The following is a 17753-nucleotide window of genomic DNA, read 5'->3' on the forward strand; positions in this document are numbered from 1 at the left end:
AGCTTCTTTCCTTTTTTAGATGGAAAATAGTTTTAAGTGTTGTGTTAGCATTGTAAGCAGGTGATTAAGATTTATACCAGGTTGTTTTGAGAGTGTAATTCTAAGTGTGTTCTCTGATAGAGTGTGGATATTTTCAAGAACATAGGATGGTTCTCCTAGTCCGCAAGCCGAACCACTCGAGAAGGCATATTCATCACTAAGTCTTTTAATTAAAATTTCATTACTGATTCTAGGTATCGTTATACTAATGATACCTGGAATTTTGTTATCTAGATCACCGTTGACTGATGCCTCTGAAATTGCCTCTTTTAATTCTTTAATGAAGTCTGCCTCAATTTTTTCCATGCGCGGAATATAAGTATCCATATCTCGTTTAGCAACTTCGCATGCTTTGCCAAATCCGACAATATTATGCATGGCATGAGTACCTGCTCGGAGCATATCCTCTTGAGAACCACCGTGAAAAAGAGGAGTGATTTGAGGTTTCAATCCATATTCATCATTCTTGATGTAGACTGCACCCGTGCCTTTCGGACCATATATTTTGTGTGCGGAGCAAGTTAGGAAATCGATGTTTGTTTTTTGTAGATTAACAGCCACTTTACCAATGACTTGTGTTGCATCTGTATGAAATAGAACATTATGTCGTTTGCAGATTTTTGAAATTTCATCTATTGGTTGAAGAGTTCCGATTTCGTTATTCCCCCACATAATAGTGACTAGAATTGTCTCATCAGTAATTGCTTGTTCAAGCTCTTCTATAGATATTCTTCCTTTTTGATCTACGGAAAGATAGGTAACTTGATAGCCTTTTGCTTCAAGGTATTTGCATGGTTCAAGAACTGCTTTATGTTCAATACATGTCGTAATGAGATGCTTACCTTTATTTTGATAAGCATCGGCAACACCTTTAATGATCATGTTGTTGCCTTCAGTTGCACCAGAAGTAAAAATGATTTCGTTATTATCTTCTGCATGTATAAGATCTGAAACAAGCGAGCGTGCTTGGCGTAACGCTTTCTTAGCACGCTCTGCTTGTGGATAATACTTGCTGGAAGGATTTCCATATTCAGTTTTCATATACTCAATCATGGTTTCCAAGACCTCCGGGTCAAGGGGAGTAGTGGCAGCATTATCCAAGTAAATCATTATAAGGTGCCTCCTTCAGCATAATTCATCAGGTTGATTAAGAATTTTTCTGTATTTCCAGCATAATCATATTCAGCTTTTAGCATACGAATCCCGCGCTCAAGGTGAAGTTTGATGTAATGAGGGAAGTATTCTTCATCAGTTAGTTCACGTTCTTCTCGCTGAGAAATCAGTGATTTAAAGGTAGCATCGAAATTTCCAGTTAGTACATGACGATTGAATTCCAAACCGGAAACATCATACTCCAATTCTTCCAATGGTTTTTGTTGCTTTACAGAAAGTGCTATTGCATATCGGCTAAGAATATTTGGAGTGATCTTCGTAGCATTCTTCAATTCAAGTAAGAGTTCTTGTGCTTTCCCTGAAGTTCGTAATCTAAATTGCAACTAAATCACCTCCGTTTTTTTCTCTACGACTGAACTGTTTAATTCGGCGTTAAACTCAATCTTATAGTGTTGAGCCATAAATGGTGCAAGAAGTTTTTCTTCCTTCACTCCAATTTCTGTATCAGTTGCGAGTACAATGACTTGTTCTCCGCAAGTTTTTAAGAATTGTGAAATGATATTTGCTTTATGGGAAGTGTCGAGTCTACCTAATAAAGTGTCAAACACCAAAGGGACTTGCTTCGTTGATGTTTTAAGCATTCCATACAGTAATGATAATGCATAGATCTGCCGTTCACCCGCTGATAAATTCGAATGAGGAATGACCATATCTAATTTATTGATTAATTGAATTTCGCCTTGATTTTTCCCAATTCGAATTTCTTTAATAAAATCATCTTTTCTAATTAATGTATTAAAAATGTCTGTAGCAAATGCTTCTAGGTCGTGGAATCTAGTTTGCTTTGCTTGATCTTTATAGGTTTCTAAAGCCTGTTGAACTCTAATCACGACATCAAATATGTTTCTATCTTTACGAATTTTTTTTATCTCATCAGACAGTAATTTTATCTCTTCATTTAAACTCTCTAATGAGGTTTTACGTTCATTTTGTATGTCAGTTTGTGAGTCATGCTTAAGTTTTAGCTCCGTGATAGACGTTGATGCTTGTTTGATTTCTTCAAGAAGTGTGACAAGATCTTCACCCATTGTTGTTTCGAGCTCTTTATTAATGCGAGAGATTTTCTGGTTTTGGGTATGGATTAATTCATAGTGTGATTGAAGATACTTATCTGGATAGTCTGGATTATTTATTTGTGATTTCAAGTGATGTATAAAAGCCTCATCCTCAGGAGAAATATTATAACGGAAATTTTCTTTTAATTGTGGTCTGAATTCTTCAGAAAGCAATTGTAGAATTCGGGTTATTGCTTCTTTAGAAATTTTCATTTCTTCGTTCTCTAGTGTTTCAATAATTTGACTAGAAAGTTTTGGCTTTGTTAAAGCTTTAGATACAATAAGCTGATCTCGATATTCCTTTTCATTTAACAATGACTTTGAAAGCATATTGAGTTCATCTTTCAAAATATAAAAAGGCAATAACTCATGAATGAATTCTTTTGTTTTTTGATGCATCTCTTCTTTTATTTGTGTTGCATGTTGAAGCTCTGAGCGAAGTCTTGCAGACTCTTCTTTTTTAAGTCCACCCATTGTGTGATAAAACATTTCCCTTTCTTCAAGATCAGTTTCGGCATGTTGGATTTTCAGACCTAGACGATCGATTTGAATTTCATTATCTTTGAATTGATCGAGGATAGTTTGTTTTTTTGACATCAGATTCGTATATTTTTTTTGGTTTTCATCGAGGGTGTTGTAAACTGTTTTCCGATGAACATAATTGGTTAAATCAGTTTGCAGTTGAGAGAATAAATCTAGATTATATAGGGATTCAAAGATTTCGGTTAAATCATCTGTGCCATTTTTTAAGAGAAAAAGTTTTTCGATTTTTTCGCCATCAAAAAAATAAATATCAAATAAAGATGGTGGAATAAGTTTTTGAAGGTATTGGAAAAACTCGACTGTTTCCTTGCCACTTAGGGTGTCATCATTTTTTAAAACGACAAGGTTTTCTTTCAATTTTCGACGTTTTGAGTAATGCCAGTTGCGATGAATTTCATAGCTTTGTACAGTTTGATCTTCTGTTAATTCAAAAGATAAATGAATGGAATAAGTCTGTGTAAGATCTTTTTTTGCATACTCATTTAGTTTAGTTTCGACATAAGCATAGTAGGGGGCGGAATACCCTTGGTAACCTAAGAACATTGGTCCATAAAGACAGAGCTTTAAAGCGTTTAAAAGTGTTGTTTTACCAGCACCATTTTTCCCGCTGATTAGAATTAGATTCTTTTCTGGCGTCACAGAAAAATCATATTCATGTTGATTCTTATAAATTCCAAAATTATTGAGCGTAATCTTCTTCAGTTTCATGTAAATCCACATCCTCTTTTGCTGTAATTAATTGATCCATAACTATATCTTCATGTATCCAGTCTTGTCTCAAGACACTACCTAATTTATCCATAACCCCTTTGCGAGATTTAAGACCATAAAATTCTTGTTCAAGAGTGATAAGCTTTTTAAGAAGTTCTGGTTCTAAATTTTCGTTTTGTGCGATTTCTTCCAACAAACGTACTTCATTTTTTGTGAAGACAGATTGTGCACTTTTTGGAACTTCGATTCGTTGGCCTTTGATCTCTTCATAAATAGTAATCGCTTGATTTTCCCAATCGCCAATTGCAGTCCAGTATTTTTGGATTTGTTTCACCTCTTCAGTTGTAATTAATGGTGTTTTTGGTCCAGAGATGACTTGTTCTAAATACTCAATTTCAGCTTTTAAAAGTTCGCGAAGCATTTTTTTTCTGGCTTCAAGTGTATATGGGCCTAATCCTCGTTTTGGACCTTCCTTTGTGTTTAAAAGATAAATGCTACCATTCATACGACGATTCATTCGATTTTCAGGGAGATTACGCATTTTAGCAATTGTGTTTCTGACTTTTAAAAGAGGTATTAATTCCCTATGTCCGCTTTTGATAAAACCAGTTAATGATTTATCTTGTTGTACAACAGTACAGCACCAACATCCAAAACGACTATTGCCACAAGATGGAGCATCTTTATCGATCTGTAGTGGACAATCTGCTGCATCAGTTGCATCGTTATATAGGGCTAAAAGTTCACGATTATCGGCTCCCCATGGTGATTTTACCTGCATGAGATATGTCCAGACATCATCGAGTGAAAACATTTCGATTGGTGCATAGACATATGCGTTATTTGTTGTAACGTGTTTTTTTAGAATTTTCCCTTCGATTGTATGTTTATCAATTGTTCCAGCACGAGAAGAACTCTCTTGTCTTCTAACACCTAAAACGACAATGACTTCTCCAAATTGGTCAATTTTTTCAGCTATGAAACGGTCTATCGGATTAATCTTTAAACGATCGGTACACCAGCGGAACTTCTGCCGTGGACTTGGATAGCCTTTCCCAATGAGAAGTGACCAGAAGGTGTCAGTGATTAATGGGGTTACAAAGACAGCTTCAATGGGTAGCTCATTAATATTGGCATAGCTGTTTATTAGATGGTGCTGTTTTACTACAAATTGATCAATCAAAGGATTTTCAACCAAAGTATTTGAAGACACAATATATATTTTTTTTATTCGTTTTTCTTTAGGTAGTTCATTGATTGCATTAATGACTAATTGAACAGTTGCAGTTGAATCTTTTCCACCGCTATATCCAATAACCCAAGGACGCCGGTCGTTTAAATAAACTTTCTGAATTTCTCTATGGCGTAAGGCAATGGCTTTTCGTAGTCCATGTTCTTGCAAATAATCGTTTTTCATCTATTTCTCCTTAGCAAAACTATCTTCCAACAGTTGCTCTGAATCTTTCAAAGGGATCTCAAGTAATTGTTTGACTCGAACTGCAGTTAGCCGCGTATTCTTAGAACTTTTTGTAATCCGTCCATTTTCAGAAATACATCGACCTTCCCAATCACCTCGATTTGTACGAGACCAGTCAACATCATTGATTCTTTTTAGTTGCTTTTTCCAATTTTTTTTATTACTTTGGTAGAGATCTGCTCCGATTAACCCTAGCGCTTCGATAACAACACCATAAGAAATGATGGATGATGCTCTCGTGTTAAATGGTGTAGATTCCTTATTAATTACAGCTTTCCATTCAAAAACTGTATCCAATAAAAAATCCCAGTAGTTGATTATAAAGGTTTTGATTTTTGGATCCCCGGGGTCTTCTTTTCCAATTAATTTTTGATTTGCAGAATAAAGGTTACTCAACAAGAAAAGTTTGTTAGAATACTTAGGAAGAGAAGAATTCTCTTTCTCAGTTAATTTTTCGAGTTTTGTAGAATGCTGCAACAATTCTTTCGTTAAAATTGCAATGGGATCACGTGAATCGTAAAGGATTCCAATGGAGCGGGAAGCATTCACAGCATGTTTGTTCAAATCTGAGAATAGTTGCTGGCTTCGTCGTAGTCCTTCATCATGAAAAAGAACTACAGAAATGGATTCTGTTTTCAAACTGGGATCCGCTTCTAATGCGGCTTCAATAGCATACTTTCGATGCTGGCCATCATTTATGAGTAGTCTACTGTCCATTGAAATTTGAAGCAAACCAACATCGCTAAAGTTCTCTGTTGTGGCTGGTGTGAATTGCAAATCGCCATCAACCGAGGCCGTTAATGAAGAAAACACATAGTCTTTTCTATTATTTAAAATATAGTCAGCGATATCAGGGATTCTATTTTCGTTGATCGTACGTTGAGCCCGCAAATCAGGAGGAAGCTCTTTGATTTCTTCATTGAATATAAAAAGTTTGGGTAAGATTGCAAGGGGACACATGATTACATAGTAGTCTCTTCCAGCTTGTTCACCGCGGATTGCAGGAAATGAATAATTGAAATTTGATTCCATGAAATACTCCTTACATACATAGGTTATACGTAAATCAGACATATTACGTACGTAAATATTATACTTGATTTTTGTGAAGAGTTCTAGGGATTTATGAAAGAAATAAAAACGTTTGTTCGGAGGTTGAAATGAGTAAAGATTATTATAATAAAAACGCAGAAGACTTTATCAAACGCACCGTGGAAGTGGATATGTCAGACATCTACGATTGGGTATTGGCTGGTGTTGAGGATGGCGGTCGGATTTTGGATGTGGGATTTGGTTCCGGGCGGGACAGCCTGTATTTTCTTGCCATGGGCTATGATGTAACATCCTTGGATTCTTCACAACGCTTTGTTGCCATTGGGCGGGAACTGCTTCCTGATGTGATGCTTTGTGATGTCTGCGAGATGGATTTCAGTGAAGAGTTTGATCTGGTATGGGCCAATGCGTCGCTCTTGCATCTGGATGAAGAAGGATTTGCTCTTGCAGTTGCTCGAATTGAAGAGAGCCTGGAAGAAGGCGGATGGTTCTATGTTTCCATGAAACTAGGAGACTTTGAAGGCATTCGCAATGGCAGATACTTTAAGTACTATACGCAGGATACCTTGGTGGATGCTGTGACTGCAGCCAGTTCTTTGGTGCTGGTGGATTATATGGAAACAGAAGACAGCCGGGAAGCCCATGGGGGAGAATACTGGGCCAATGCCATATTTATTAAACCAAGCGAAGAAAATGAGGATTGGATGTAGGTGGGTATAGCAAAGATGAAAGGAAAGAGGGGAAATATGTCAAAACGATTGGTGTTGATTACAGGGACAACAAGCGGACTGGGGTTGGAGACTACCAAGCAACTTGCCAAACTGGATGTTCACTTGGTTTTAGCTGCAAGAAATGGGTCCTTGCTGAAAAACAAGCCGAAGCTATGAGGCAGGAGAGCGGGAATCAACATATCGAAGTGATGTATTTGGATTTAAAGCCTACTCCGCTTCAAAACTGGCACAGATTTGGATGACCATTTACTTGGCGGAGGAATTAAAACAGAATCATATTACCGTAAATGCGGTGCATCCGGGTCAGGTGGCAACAGGGATTTGGAAAGGCGACAGTTTCTTGATGAAACTGGTTGCACCCATTAATAAGAAGCGGTACGCGTCTCCAATGGATGCTTGTGCAACTTCGGTCTACTTGGCTAGTTCCAAACAGGTAGAAGGAATCACGGGGAAGTTGTTTGAAAAGGAAAATCAAGTGAAGATGAAAGCCTTGATGGCTTATACAGATAATTTGATCGAAATCAATAAGGTGAAAGTTATTGATGTGAAACAATGATAGGTGTAGATATAAAAAATCCCGAGATATGAAGTCTCGGGATTTTTTTTGCTTTTGTGCTATGGATTTATCGATTGTTTTTAAACAGTGTATGGGTACGTTGCAAGTTTAAAGCAGAAGTCGTCTAGTTGCTTGTTTGCTTCTGAATACTGATCCGCTTGTTCTGCTTCAACGATTTCGTTATATTGTTCTTCCAGAACGGGCATATCGCATGCGGGGATTTCTCTTTCCGGCATGGTGTTCAAATATGCTTCGAATTCCAAAGGTTGTGATTCAGTTATAACTGCAGGTGCAGTCTCTAATCCAAAGATTTGTGGGGCAGTCACCAGACAGATCATGATTGCTGCTAATACCAAAATAAGATTTTTTTTCATTTATATTTCCTCCTATTTAAAGAGCCAAGTTTATTGTGTTTTTTTCTTCAAGTGCAGTATACCCGATGAAATAGGAAAAATGTAAGTTGTTAAGGAAACTTAAAAATATAAAGCGTTTTCCTACGTATTTAATTTATAATGCAACAGGAAAACGTTTTTATAAACAAATGTGCAAACGTTTTGCATGATTGAGAAGAATCAAGTATGATAGGGAAGCAGAATATGTATAGGGGAGAATGGGAAATGAGACGATTTATTATTGATACGGATCCAGGGATTGACGATGCCTTTGCCATTGGGCTGATGATGCAATCGGATGTGGAAATTTTAGGAATTACAACGGTGTCTGGGAATAATGGGATTGATTCGGTGACGGTTAATGCCTTACGCCTGGTGAATTTTTTTGATCGACCCGAGATTAACGTGTATGAAGGTGCAGGTAAACCGATTTTGCGGAAATCGGGGACATCTGACGGCTGTCATGGAACGGATGGCATGGGCGGTACCTATTTGCCTGTGGGAGATGCCAAGGTTGATCAGAAAGGCGCGGTAGATTATTTGGTCGAGACCCTTAGGGCTTCGGATGGAGAAATAGAAATTTTGGCATTGGGTCCCTTGACCAATCTGGCGCTTGCCATTCAAAAGGCGCCGGAGGCTATGGAAAAGATAAAAATGATTCATTCCATGGGGGGCGGTGTGAACCACGGCAACATTACACCCTTTGCGGAATTTAATTATTGGGTGGATCCGGAAGCGACACAAGTCGTATTCGACTTTGGCATTCCTATACGTATGGTGGGATTGAATGTAACGGAGCAATGCATTATTTCCCCGGAAGAATTTGAGCTTTTAAATGAGAAGGGCGATCGAATTTCTGAACTCTATTATAAGATGCAACAGCATTATTCGGATCACTATAAGAAGAGAAATGGAATCGATGGAGCTATCATCCATGATCTTGTAACAGCGGCAGCGATCTTTGACGAGTCTATCGTTACATTTGAAAGGCAGGATGTGCGAGTGGAAACAGAAGGCGAGAAGCGTGGAGCAACCCTGATAGAGCCGGGGAATGGGAAACCGGTGGAGCTTGGTATAGGTGTGGATGTAGAGAAATATAAAGCTTATGTGTTTGAGCATTTATTTGGAATCAGTGAAGCGGAGCTCAAAGAACTTTTATAAAGTAAGAAAACAGCATGTGAGATTTCCTCACATGCTGTTTTCGCTTTTTCATTTACTTATGGTAAACGATGAAACTATCGGAATGAAGGTGGAGCAGTTCTTGGTGCTGTTAGGTAAATGACATCACTGCCTGTGAAGGCAACGCCATCGAGATCTCTACCGATAATCGTCAGTTCCATGATGCATTCAAGATCAGGTTCAATCAACGAAAGCACATCTTCCATAGAGAACATTAAGATAAGGTCGCAATACCCATCACCTTGATGTGGTCCATGGCTTGGAGACATATCCATATAAGCCCAACGCAGTGGTTCGATTTCCATATCTTTTCCATTCATGGTTAATCGAATCGTTGGTTCATCGATACATTTAACGTTAAATTCTTCACTTCCAAGAATGGATATATCAAGCATACCCATCGGTTTTGGACAGACAACATTCTTGATGGTACCTGGTCGAATGTCGATGTCAATTTCGGTTACGACTGGAGGTGGTGAAACCTTTTGAAGGGTTAGCAGCGCCCAGGTGGTTGATAGGATTGAGTTGGTTTCATAATCATATCTAGTTTGTGGCCAAGAGTTATTAGCCAGTTGTTCATCCAAGAGCACGTCGGACACCTCGTCAAACCAATCAACTGGATTGCCGTCGACAGTCAGGATGTCAATCCCATAGGATTCAAGACCTTTCATCATTGTGAAAGTAGCTTGATAGTTTGATGGACTACCTCTCCACCCAGGATCTTGGTTAGCTACATTCCAATAATCTTCGATGAAGCCAATGGCTGCCTCGACTCTTGGATCATTCGGTGCGTATCCAAGGTAGGCCATTTGTTGCAACAGGTTCCCGGTTTTTAATATGTTGTACCAAGACCCTGGACCTATATATCCTGATCCGCCGTTCGCATCATTTTGGATGTAATTAACCCAGAGATCCAATTCCTCTTTGACAAACGTTGGAACAGTACAGTTGAACCCATAATCGGAATGCTCAGCGAAAGCCAGCCCCATTACAACGTATCCTGAAATGGAGTTGTCGCTTCTGCTCGAATTATTATTCAGAGCAGTGTAGGTCCATCCGCCTCTAAATTTGCTAGTGGGATCGGTTTGACCATATGCAAGGTAGTCAACAACGTCTTGTGCGACGTCGCCGTAGGTTTCTCCCGTAAGTGGTCCAGTGACAACGAGACGATCTGGAGTGCTTGAGGCAATAATTGCCATCAGGGCAATGCTGGTTGTGTAGGTTTCATAGCCACCGAGTGCAAAAACAACCCCATTGCCGTTTCCGTTGGAATCTGGATCCCCAGCAGTCTGCAGTCCGATAGGGGTGCTTACAGCATGTGCAAATAAGTAGTCGAGACCATTTTCGACATTTTCTTTAAATGGATAGTCAACATGAAACGGTGTGCCAAATTCTGGATCATTCAAGGCATGGGTTTCAAATTTCAGCAGTGCAAGACCGGTTCGGGCAATATCATCGCCCCAGGAACCATTTTCATGTTGCGAATCGGCCAGCCATTCCATACCGAGGTAGGTTTGTTCTGCGATCACTTCTGGTGTTGCAGCAAAAGCAGCACCTGTAAACGCTAGTGAAATCATGATCAATAGCGCTACAATTTTTCTAAAAGCTTTCATTGTTTCCTCCTTTAGATTTTTTTGAGGTTAGGTTGCAGTGAAATGTTTTTCTATGAATCATCTCCTTTTGGTGTAGTTTTCTGTGCGATCATTGTGTTTAGCAAGTTTCTACAAAACACAAAAAGACTCCCATGGAAGTGGAAGTCAGCATTCTTAACACCATAACTAATCGTTATCCGCAAACTGCGTACAACGATTTTTCATAAGGGTATTCGCTTCAAGAATGATAAACTGACAAAAAAATGCCAGATGAGTTGACTTCCTTGCTTCCTCTTTGATGTTCGTCCGCTATATGTATACCCGACAAAAAATGAAAACGGTATCTGAATCAATTATTTAAGTAAATAAAATACGAAATAAACCCATATTTTTCAATAATAATTACCGTATGCAGTAAAACACACACTTTGTTTACATACGTTTTGTGGTAATTGTATAGAAACGCGAGCGAGTTAACTTGAACAATGGAAATATGAATGTCTGAATTTGTAAGAAGTAGTCTTTTTCATGAAAATACGTTTAAGATGCAAAAAAAGTAGAAACTTATTAGTCGCTACTTTTTTTTACGTTCATATGAGATTGTTTTGTCGTTCCTTTTTATTTCCTTCATTTGATTTTTTTCGAGGATCTTGCGGGAAGGTTGATTGACCAGCAGACATGTGGCACGAATGCTCTTAACTTCCGGCTGTTGAAGTGCCCATTGTATCAAGGCCTGGAGGGCTTCTGAGCCAAAGCCTTGGCTCTGTTTGGACTCGACCAACCCATAACCAATCTCCACGGTACCCGAACTGTCAGGGGGGCCTTGGAAGCCGATGTCGCCTATAACGGTCTGGGTGTCGCGTTTGACAATCATCCAGATCTCGAAGCCGCTGGGGTGTTCCTGCGATTCAAGGATCTGATCCGCAACGGGCAGGATATCCAGGGTGTCTTTTCTTGGCCAATGGGGATCTTTTTCTATGCTAGTTCCCAGATGCGGGATTTCTTCTCCAATAATTACTGATCGAACCTGCTCGTGGCTCATGGGAATTAATAGGAGTCTTTTTGTGGTTAAGGGTTCTACATACATCATTTCACTTCCTTTTTCGACCTATTCTTTTTGTACCCAAATTAGGTCGAAACCGGAGTCTGAATCTAAAATCGGAAAAGAAAAGTGATGAAAAGTAGGTTGACTAGAAGGAGAGCGGGAACTCCGTATTTGAAGCGTGGTTTCTTTGTTTTATGATGAAATACTTTCATTCCAGAAAAGAGGCCGATGGCGCCGCCAAGGAATCCGAGAAGAAAAAGGCTTCCTTCAGGAATTCGCCATTGATTTTTAATTGCTTTTCGCTTGTCAATGCCCATGGCGAAAAAGCTTAAAAGATTGAGGAGTATGATATAGCTGATAATCAATTGTGTAAGTGGTTTCATGGCTTGTCCTTTTGTTTTCTTTTAGTATATCAAGAAAAGGATGAAGGCATTCGCTTGACGTGCCTTTTTTTTTGAATTTGTGATAAAATGGAAAGCAGAGAATACGAGGAGGAATTGACATGAATCGCTTGGACAGAGTAGTAGATCGTAAAGGGACAAATTCAGTAAAACTTACACATATGAAGAAACATTTTGGACGTGAAGATGTGATCCCCATGTGGGTTGCAGATATGGATTTTGAGTGCTCCGATGCCATGAAGGCTGCGGCTCATTTGGTTGCGGACTGGAATCTTTACGGGTATGCAGACCGAGAAACAGACTATTTCGAAGCGGTGCAGTCATGGCTTGATCGTCGATTCGATTGGAAGGTTAAAGCGGAGTGGATTGCCCATTCACCAGGCTGTGTGACTGCAATCTCCATTGCGATTCATGAGTTTACAAAAGAGGGAGACGGAATCATTATTCAAGAGCCAGTGTATTATCCATTTCGCATGCAGGTAGAGATGAATAATCGGAAATTGTTGAACAATGTTTTGCTTGAAAATGAGGGTCATTATGAGATTGATTTCGAGGATCTTCGGGTAAAGGCGAAAGAAGCGAAGATGATGATTTTCTGTTCGCCTCACAATCCGGTTGGTCGTGTTTGGACGGCAGAGGAATTGACCAAGGTGCAAACCATTTGTTTGGAAGAAGATGTCTTGATGGTTTCGGATGAAATCCATTTCGATTTGGTTCGACCGGGCATGACTCATACCATTGCGGCAACCTTAAGTGAGGCGTTCGCTAATAATACAATTACACTTACGGCACCATCAAAGTCATTTAATATGGCGGGCCAGCAAATTTCAAATATCATTATTTCGAATCCAGAATTAATGAAGCGATATGAAATCCAACGAGAAACCATGGGCATCCACAAGCCCAACAACTTGGGGATTCAACTAGCAAAAGCGGCATACAATGACAGTGAAGCTTGGTTGGACCAAGTCATTTCCTATATCTTTGAAAATTTTACGTTCGTTAAGAATTTTGTGGATGAGCGTTTGCCTGGTGTGGAGTTCCAAATCCCTGAGGGAACTTATCTGGGATGGCTTGATTTTCGAGCGTGGAATTTTAGTGATGCAAAGCTACAGGATTTTGTATACAACAAGGCCAAGGTAGGCATCAATCCAGGGTATAAATTTGGTAAGGGAGGAAGCGGGTATATGAGAATCAATGTCGCGACTTCTCGAGAAACGCTGCGCAAGGCAATGGAGCAAATCGAAGCAGCTTATCAAGAAATGGAGGCGTAATCATGAACAAAGATCCAAAAGATCGGAAAGATTTAGAAGGCGATGTACTTCCATTAAATGAAGCTATAGAAGTGGAATTGATGGATGAAACACGAGAAGAAGTAGAGTCGATTGAAGAAGGATTTGAAACCATTGAAGATGAGCTAGAGGAAACAGAGATCCTTGAAGAAACTGAAGTGGAAGTCAATGCTGCCAATGTAGAAAGTGAAGAAGAAACGGTTGATGTTTCGATTTTAGAAAAACAAGCAGTAACGGCAGAAAAAATTGTGTTTTTAGATTACCCTGCCCTCTTTGAAAAGTCGATTCAGGCCTATCGTGACGCATGGTTTGATCTTTCTGTGAAAGACTATTATACGGTTGATGATACCGTGTCTGGTTTTAAAAAGTTCTTTAATCAACGGAACCTGGATAAACTAGAGGATGAATTGTTATCCTTGTCAGAGAAGTGGCATGCCAATCGATCAGAGACCTATGCAAAGATCAAGAAGCTGATGAAAAAAGGTTTGAACTTGAGTGATGATAGTCTGGATTGGCTCTTGCGGGATGAAACCTTGGTGGCCATGCGTGCCTATTTCAATCGTGCAAGACTGTTGAACCCCGAGTTATCCATGAACGATGTAGTCGGTGGATTTTGGCAAGTCATGTGGATGATGGCGGTTCGCGAAGCGGCCGGGCAAGAAATGAAATTAACCGACCCAATCTTTGGCTATGCCCTGTTGCCTATGTATGCGGATTATTTGGTCAATACCGTTAAGATGGAGTCTGCTGAACAAGCCACTTCCATTGATAAACTGTTGGCCATGGTTCGTGGACAAGACATCGTGATTCGGAATTTAAAGGACAAGGAAATTCGTGAGTTGGTCGATGCAGTTGAAAAGGACTACGATCGTGGTCTTGATACTGAAATTTATATTTGCATGGAGCAGATGGTAACCACAACCATGAAAGCCTACGAGGAGCAAAAAGGGATGGCTCTTCCCTTCCTGAAAGATTTGCTGGGCGCGTCTATGACAAGAAGCATGACGCGAAGTATTGCCCGCAGCCAGGCTGCTTTGGGAACGCTCAAAGAAGCTGAATTTGATTTCTTTGCCGGTCAGGGTATGCTGGAAGGTTTTGTAGAGGAGTTTGCGAATCTTGCCTTTGATTTGGAACGCAAGCATTCAACCATATTCACGGTTGCTTCAAAGGTGGGTTCATTAGATGACTTCGCCGATAAGCTTTTGCATTTCACCGATGAGATGTTATCTAGATCCAAGGAATACTATGATGGAAGATTAACACCGTTTTACTCCTTATTGATGGATACCTATCGCATGAAGATTATGATGACGGTTATTGAGAATAAGAAGATGTTCTCTAAGGGATACTATAAAGAAATTTCTAAATTTGCTGTGATCAAACCAAGTTATTTGAGCCGTTTGGAAGAGCGTTGGATTGAGAAACAAAAGCTGAAAGAGATTTTGGATCAATTGCTATCAACCGAAATTAGAGACTAGAGGAGAAATAATGAATAATATGGAATATAACGATATTTATCCAGAAGTAAAAGAAGATGTGGTGAGTGTTAAGGATTGGTTGCTGGTGATGCTCTTAATGAGTATTCCTTTTGTGAATTTGATCATGCCTTTTGTATGGGCATTTGGCGGTGGAGATATTCCGGAAAGTAAAAAGAACTGGGCCAAGGCCATGCTTTTATGGGCTTTGATTATCATTGGCTTGTATATTGTACTGCTGGTTGTTTTTGGATTCTCCATTATGTCATTGGCAGACTCCTATTAGAAAAACTAGACAAAGAAATTCTTTTTTGATAAACTAGGAGCGTTGAATAGAAGAGACTGTGAATGGACCTAGTAGGGGATTGAAAAGTTATCAAGCGAGTCGTTGGTTGGTGTGAAACGACAACTTTTTCCTTGAACTCAGCCGGGAGTCAATCCTTGTAAAAGGATCGGTGAAAACCGTTATCTAAAGAAGAGGGCATAACTGCCAACTAGAGTGGTACCGCGGGTTTTCTCGTCTCTAAACAAGACAAGAATGCTCGCTTTTTTATAGAATCGAAAGGAGAACGATCATGCAAATAAAAACTTATGAGCCTGGCGAGATTGAAAAGAAATGGCAAGGCCGCTGGGAAGAATTACAATGCTATGCAGCAACGAATGATTTGGATAAGGAAAAGTTCTATGCCTTGATTGAATTCCCTTATCCGTCTGGAAAAGGACTTCACGTAGGACACCCTCGTCCCTATACAGCTTTGGACATTGTGGCCAGAAAACGCCGCTTGGAAGGATATAATGTTTTATTCCCCATGGGATGGGATGCATTCGGTCTTCCAACGGAAAACTATGCCATTAAGAACAAGGTTCATCCTGCAACGGTAACTAAAGAGAATGTGGCGAGATTCAAGTCGCAATTGCAATCCTTAGGTTTCTCATTTGATTGGGCCCGGGAAGTCAATACGACGGATCCCAACTACTACAAATGGACCCAATGGATTTTCCTTCAATTGTTTAAAAAGGGCTTGGCTTATAAAAAAGAATTCCCCATCAACTGGTGTACAAGCTGTAAGGTTGGCTTGGCCAATGAGGAAGTTGTCAACGGTGTTTGTGAACGTTGTGGTTCTCAAGTTGTTCAAAAGGTCAAAAACCAGTGGATGTTGAAAATTACCGAGTACGCGGATCGTTTGATCCAAGACTTGGATGAAGTGGATTATTCAGAAAGAATCAAGACTCAACAGAAAAACTGGATCGGTAAATCCAAAGGGATGGAAGTTGATTTTGCTATCGCTGGATCCGATGACAAGCTGCGGGTTTACACAACACGTCCGGATACTTTGTATGGAGCAACTTACATGGTAATGTCTCCTGAGCATCCCTATATCAAAAAGTACGCCGATCGCATTCAGAATATGGATGCCCTTGAAGCCTATAAGGTGGCGGCTTCAAAGAAATCTGAGTTTGAACGTACGGAATTGGTTAAAGAGAAAACCGGAGTTGAAATCGATGGCTTGATGGCCATTAATCCAGTTAATGATCAAGAAATTCCAATCTGGATTTCAGATTACGTTTTAATGAGCTATGGTACCGGTGCGATTATGGCCGTACCAGCACATGACACCCGTGACTGGGAATTTGCCAAGAAATTTGATTTGCCAATTGTAGAAGTGGTTGCAGGCGGCAAGGTGGATGAAGAAGCTTTTACGGATATCGCAGAAGGAATCATGATTAATTCCCCGGTGATCGATGGCTTGTCCGTGGCAGATGCCAAAGTGAAGATTGCTGATTTCATCGTAGAAAAAGGGATTGGTGAGAAAAAGACCAACTTCAAATTGCGCGATTGGGTCTTCTCGCGTCAGCGTTACTGGGGCGAACCAATTCCAATGGTTTACTGTGAAAAATGTGGTTGGCAGCCAATCGATGAGTCAGAATTGCCTTTGTTGTTGCCGGAGGTTGAATCTCCTGCACCGACTGAAACTGGAGAGTCTCCATTGGCGAATATGATGGACTGGCGTAGAACTACGTGTCCGCATTGCGGCGGGGAAGCCCTTCGCGAAACGGATACCATGCCTCAATGGGCGGGTTCAAGCTGGTATTTCCTACGATATATCGATCCGGATAACAGCAAAGCCTTGGCTGATCCTGAATTGTTGAAATACTGGTTGACTGTCGACTGGTACAATGGCGGTATGGAGCATACAACCCTTCACTTGTTGTATTCTCGATTCTGGCATAAAGTTTTGTATGATATCGGTGCGGTTCCAACAAAAGAACCTTATCAAAAAAGAACAAGTCATGGTATGATCTTGGGATCTAATGGCGAGAAGATGAGCAAGTCTCGTGGAAATGTGGTCAATCCAGACGAAGTGGTTGATGAATATGGTGCGGATACTCTTCGCATGTACGAAATGTTTATCGGTGACTTTGAGAAGAGCGTGCCTTGGTCCATGAATGGGGTAAAAGGTTGCCGTCGATTCTTAGACAAGGTTTGGAAGCTGCAAGGCATGTTAGTGGATGGTGAAGCGTACTCCAAGGAATTGGAAACCATCATGCACAAGACCATCAAGAAGGTTTCTCATGACTTTGAAACATTGAAATACAACACGGCCGTTGCGCAGATGATGACCTTTGTCAATGAAGTGATGAAGGTTGGCAAGATCAATCGCGCCGAGTTTAAATCCCTTCTTATTCTGTTGAATCCAGTTTCTCCTCATGTAACGGAAGAGATGTGGGTAGAAAATGGATACGAAGGATACTTGCATCAGTCGACTTGGCCAACATTTGATGAAGCCAAGACGGTGGATTCAGTGATTCAAATGGCGGTTCAAATTAACGGCAAGGTACGTGGTACCATCACCATTCCAAAAGATGCTGACAAGGAAATTGCGAAAGCGGCTGCCATGGCAGAAGAAAATATCATGGCGCATTTGGAAGGCAAGAATATTGTAAAAGAGATATTCGTTCCGGGACGAATTTTTAACATCGTTGTGAAATAAACATTAGAACCCTCTCGAACGAGAGGGTTCTTTTTTGGAGGCACTT

16 protein-coding genes, 1 pseudogene and 1 other annotated feature are annotated in these 17753 nt (G+C 40.1%); of the genes and pseudogenes, 8 read left to right on the forward strand and 9 right to left on the reverse strand.

Annotation, left to right across the window (positions count from 1 at the left end; genetic code table 11):
- Positions 1–15 precede the first annotated feature (15 nt).
- From AC25CA_RS04045 to dndB, 5 genes are read right to left on the reverse strand one after another with little or no spacing between them, the layout of a single operon-like run.
- Positions 16–1149 (reverse strand): cysteine desulfurase family protein, encoded by a 1134-nt coding sequence (locus AC25CA_RS04045; RefSeq protein ID WP_486815765.1) that lies wholly within the window; start codon positions 1147–1149, stop codon positions 16–18.
- Positions 1149–1535 (reverse strand): DNA sulfur modification protein DndE, encoded by a 387-nt coding sequence (dndE, locus tag AC25CA_RS04050; RefSeq protein ID WP_486815766.1) that lies wholly within the window; start codon positions 1533–1535, stop codon positions 1149–1151. The genes AC25CA_RS04045 and dndE overlap by 1 nt, the downstream gene beginning before the upstream one ends.
- Positions 1536–3518: a DNA sulfur modification protein DndD gene (dndD, locus tag AC25CA_RS04055; protein ID WP_486815767.1), complete on the reverse strand. Its 1983-nt coding sequence runs from the start codon at positions 3516–3518 to the stop codon at positions 1536–1538.
- On the reverse strand, positions 3490–4938 hold the full coding sequence (dndC, locus tag AC25CA_RS04060; RefSeq protein ID WP_486815768.1) for a DNA phosphorothioation system sulfurtransferase DndC: 1449 nt from the start codon (positions 4936–4938) through the stop codon (positions 3490–3492). The genes dndD and dndC overlap by 29 nt, the downstream gene beginning before the upstream one ends.
- Positions 4939–6030, reverse strand: coding sequence for a DNA sulfur modification protein DndB (dndB, locus tag AC25CA_RS04065; protein ID WP_486815769.1), 1092 nt, complete (start codon positions 6028–6030; stop codon positions 4939–4941).
- 128 nt (positions 6031–6158) lie between these two features.
- On the opposite strand from dndB, the gene AC25CA_RS04070 reads away from it, so the two are divergent.
- The 3 genes and pseudogenes from AC25CA_RS04070 to AC25CA_RS04080 all read left to right on the forward strand — a co-directional run.
- A complete protein-coding gene (locus AC25CA_RS04070; protein WP_486815770.1) occupies positions 6159–6761 on the forward strand; it encodes a class I SAM-dependent methyltransferase in 603 nt (200 codons plus the stop codon).
- 36 nt (positions 6762–6797) lie between these two features.
- Positions 6798–6938, forward strand: coding sequence for a hypothetical protein (locus tag AC25CA_RS04075; protein WP_486815771.1), 141 nt, complete (start codon positions 6798–6800; stop codon positions 6936–6938).
- Between the two features lie 46 nt (positions 6939–6984).
- Positions 6985–7338, forward strand: a pseudogene (locus AC25CA_RS04080) (SDR family oxidoreductase); the annotation flags it as partial.
- Between the two features lie 80 nt (positions 7339–7418).
- Here AC25CA_RS04080 and AC25CA_RS04085 read toward each other — a convergent pair.
- A complete protein-coding gene (locus AC25CA_RS04085) occupies positions 7419–7712 on the reverse strand; it encodes a hypothetical protein (protein ID WP_486815772.1) in 294 nt (97 codons plus the stop codon).
- A 243-nt stretch (positions 7713–7955) separates the two neighbouring features.
- Between AC25CA_RS04085 and AC25CA_RS04090 the strand changes: the two genes are divergently transcribed.
- Positions 7956–8891 carry a nucleoside hydrolase gene (locus AC25CA_RS04090; protein WP_486815773.1) on the forward strand — a complete coding sequence of 312 codons (936 nt, stop codon included), beginning with the start codon at positions 7956–7958 and terminating at the stop codon, positions 8889–8891.
- A 74-nt stretch (positions 8892–8965) separates the two neighbouring features.
- Here the strand turns inward: AC25CA_RS04090 and AC25CA_RS04095 are convergent, their stop codons facing one another.
- The 3 genes from AC25CA_RS04095 to AC25CA_RS04105 form a co-directional block, all read right to left on the reverse strand.
- Complete coding sequence (locus AC25CA_RS04095; protein ID WP_486815774.1) at positions 8966–10522, reverse strand: hypothetical protein; 1557 nt, start codon at positions 10520–10522, stop codon at positions 8966–8968.
- A gap of 553 nt (positions 10523–11075) precedes the next feature.
- On the reverse strand, positions 11076–11591 hold the full coding sequence (locus AC25CA_RS04100; protein WP_486815775.1) for a GNAT family N-acetyltransferase: 516 nt from the start codon (positions 11589–11591) through the stop codon (positions 11076–11078).
- A 62-nt stretch (positions 11592–11653) separates the two neighbouring features.
- Positions 11654–11929, reverse strand: coding sequence for a DUF1294 domain-containing protein (locus AC25CA_RS04105; RefSeq protein ID WP_486815776.1), 276 nt, complete (start codon positions 11927–11929; stop codon positions 11654–11656).
- Between the two features lie 119 nt (positions 11930–12048).
- Between AC25CA_RS04105 and AC25CA_RS04110 the strand changes: the two genes are divergently transcribed.
- The 4 genes from AC25CA_RS04110 (at position 12049) to leuS (ending at position 17707) form a co-directional block, all read left to right on the forward strand.
- The gene (locus AC25CA_RS04110) at positions 12049–13221 is read left to right on the forward strand and encodes a MalY/PatB family protein (RefSeq protein WP_486815777.1); all 1173 of its coding nucleotides are present in this window, start codon (positions 12049–12051) and stop codon (positions 13219–13221) included.
- A gap of 2 nt (positions 13222–13223) precedes the next feature.
- Positions 13224–14717 carry a hypothetical protein gene (locus AC25CA_RS04115; RefSeq protein ID WP_486815778.1) on the forward strand — a complete coding sequence of 498 codons (1494 nt, stop codon included), beginning with the start codon at positions 13224–13226 and terminating at the stop codon, positions 14715–14717.
- 10 nt (positions 14718–14727) lie between these two features.
- Positions 14728–15000 (forward strand): hypothetical protein, encoded by a 273-nt coding sequence (locus tag AC25CA_RS04120; protein ID WP_486815779.1) that lies wholly within the window; start codon positions 14728–14730, stop codon positions 14998–15000.
- Positions 15001–15049: 49 nt separating this feature from the next.
- Positions 15050–15242 (forward strand) — a binding site (T-box leader).
- Positions 15243–15295: 53 nt separating this feature from the next.
- Positions 15296–17707, forward strand: coding sequence for a leucine--tRNA ligase (gene leuS, locus AC25CA_RS04125; RefSeq protein ID WP_486816594.1), 2412 nt, complete (start codon positions 15296–15298; stop codon positions 17705–17707).
- Positions 17708–17753 lie beyond the last annotated feature (46 nt).

Source organism: Gottschalkiaceae bacterium SANA (assembly GCA_036323355.1).
GTDB lineage: Bacteria > Bacillota > Clostridia > Tissierellales > GPF-1 > GPF-1.

What these genes read in the sequence shown, in the direction of transcription:
- AC25CA_RS04045 (WP_486815765.1), bottom strand. Translation starts at nt 1,149, where the DNA reads ATGATTTACTTGGATAATGCTGCCACTACTCCCCTTGACCCGGAGGTC.
- dndD (WP_486815767.1), bottom strand. Translation starts at nt 3,518, where the DNA reads ATGAAACTGAAGAAGATTACGCTCAATAATTTTGGAATTTATAAGAAT.
- dndC (WP_486815768.1), bottom strand. Translation starts at nt 4,938, where the DNA reads ATGAAAAACGATTATTTGCAAGAACATGGACTACGAAAAGCCATTGCC.
- dndB (WP_486815769.1), bottom strand. Translation starts at nt 6,030, where the DNA reads ATGGAATCAAATTTCAATTATTCATTTCCTGCAATCCGCGGTGAACAA.
- AC25CA_RS04070 (WP_486815770.1), top strand. Translation starts at nt 6,159, where the DNA reads ATGAGTAAAGATTATTATAATAAAAACGCAGAAGACTTTATCAAACGC.
- AC25CA_RS04075 (WP_486815771.1), top strand. Translation starts at nt 6,798, where the DNA reads ATGTCAAAACGATTGGTGTTGATTACAGGGACAACAAGCGGACTGGGG.
- AC25CA_RS04085 (WP_486815772.1), bottom strand. Translation starts at nt 7,712, where the DNA reads ATGAAAAAAAATCTTATTTTGGTATTAGCAGCAATCATGATCTGTCTG.
- AC25CA_RS04090 (WP_486815773.1), top strand. Translation starts at nt 7,956, where the DNA reads ATGAGACGATTTATTATTGATACGGATCCAGGGATTGACGATGCCTTT.
- AC25CA_RS04095 (WP_486815774.1), bottom strand. Translation starts at nt 10,522, where the DNA reads ATGAAAGCTTTTAGAAAAATTGTAGCGCTATTGATCATGATTTCACTA.
- AC25CA_RS04100 (WP_486815775.1), bottom strand. Translation starts at nt 11,591, where the DNA reads ATGATGTATGTAGAACCCTTAACCACAAAAAGACTCCTATTAATTCCC.
- AC25CA_RS04105 (WP_486815776.1), bottom strand. Translation starts at nt 11,929, where the DNA reads ATGAAACCACTTACACAATTGATTATCAGCTATATCATACTCCTCAAT.
- AC25CA_RS04110 (WP_486815777.1), top strand. Translation starts at nt 12,049, where the DNA reads ATGAATCGCTTGGACAGAGTAGTAGATCGTAAAGGGACAAATTCAGTA.
- AC25CA_RS04115 (WP_486815778.1), top strand. Translation starts at nt 13,224, where the DNA reads ATGAACAAAGATCCAAAAGATCGGAAAGATTTAGAAGGCGATGTACTT.
- AC25CA_RS04120 (WP_486815779.1), top strand. Translation starts at nt 14,728, where the DNA reads ATGAATAATATGGAATATAACGATATTTATCCAGAAGTAAAAGAAGAT.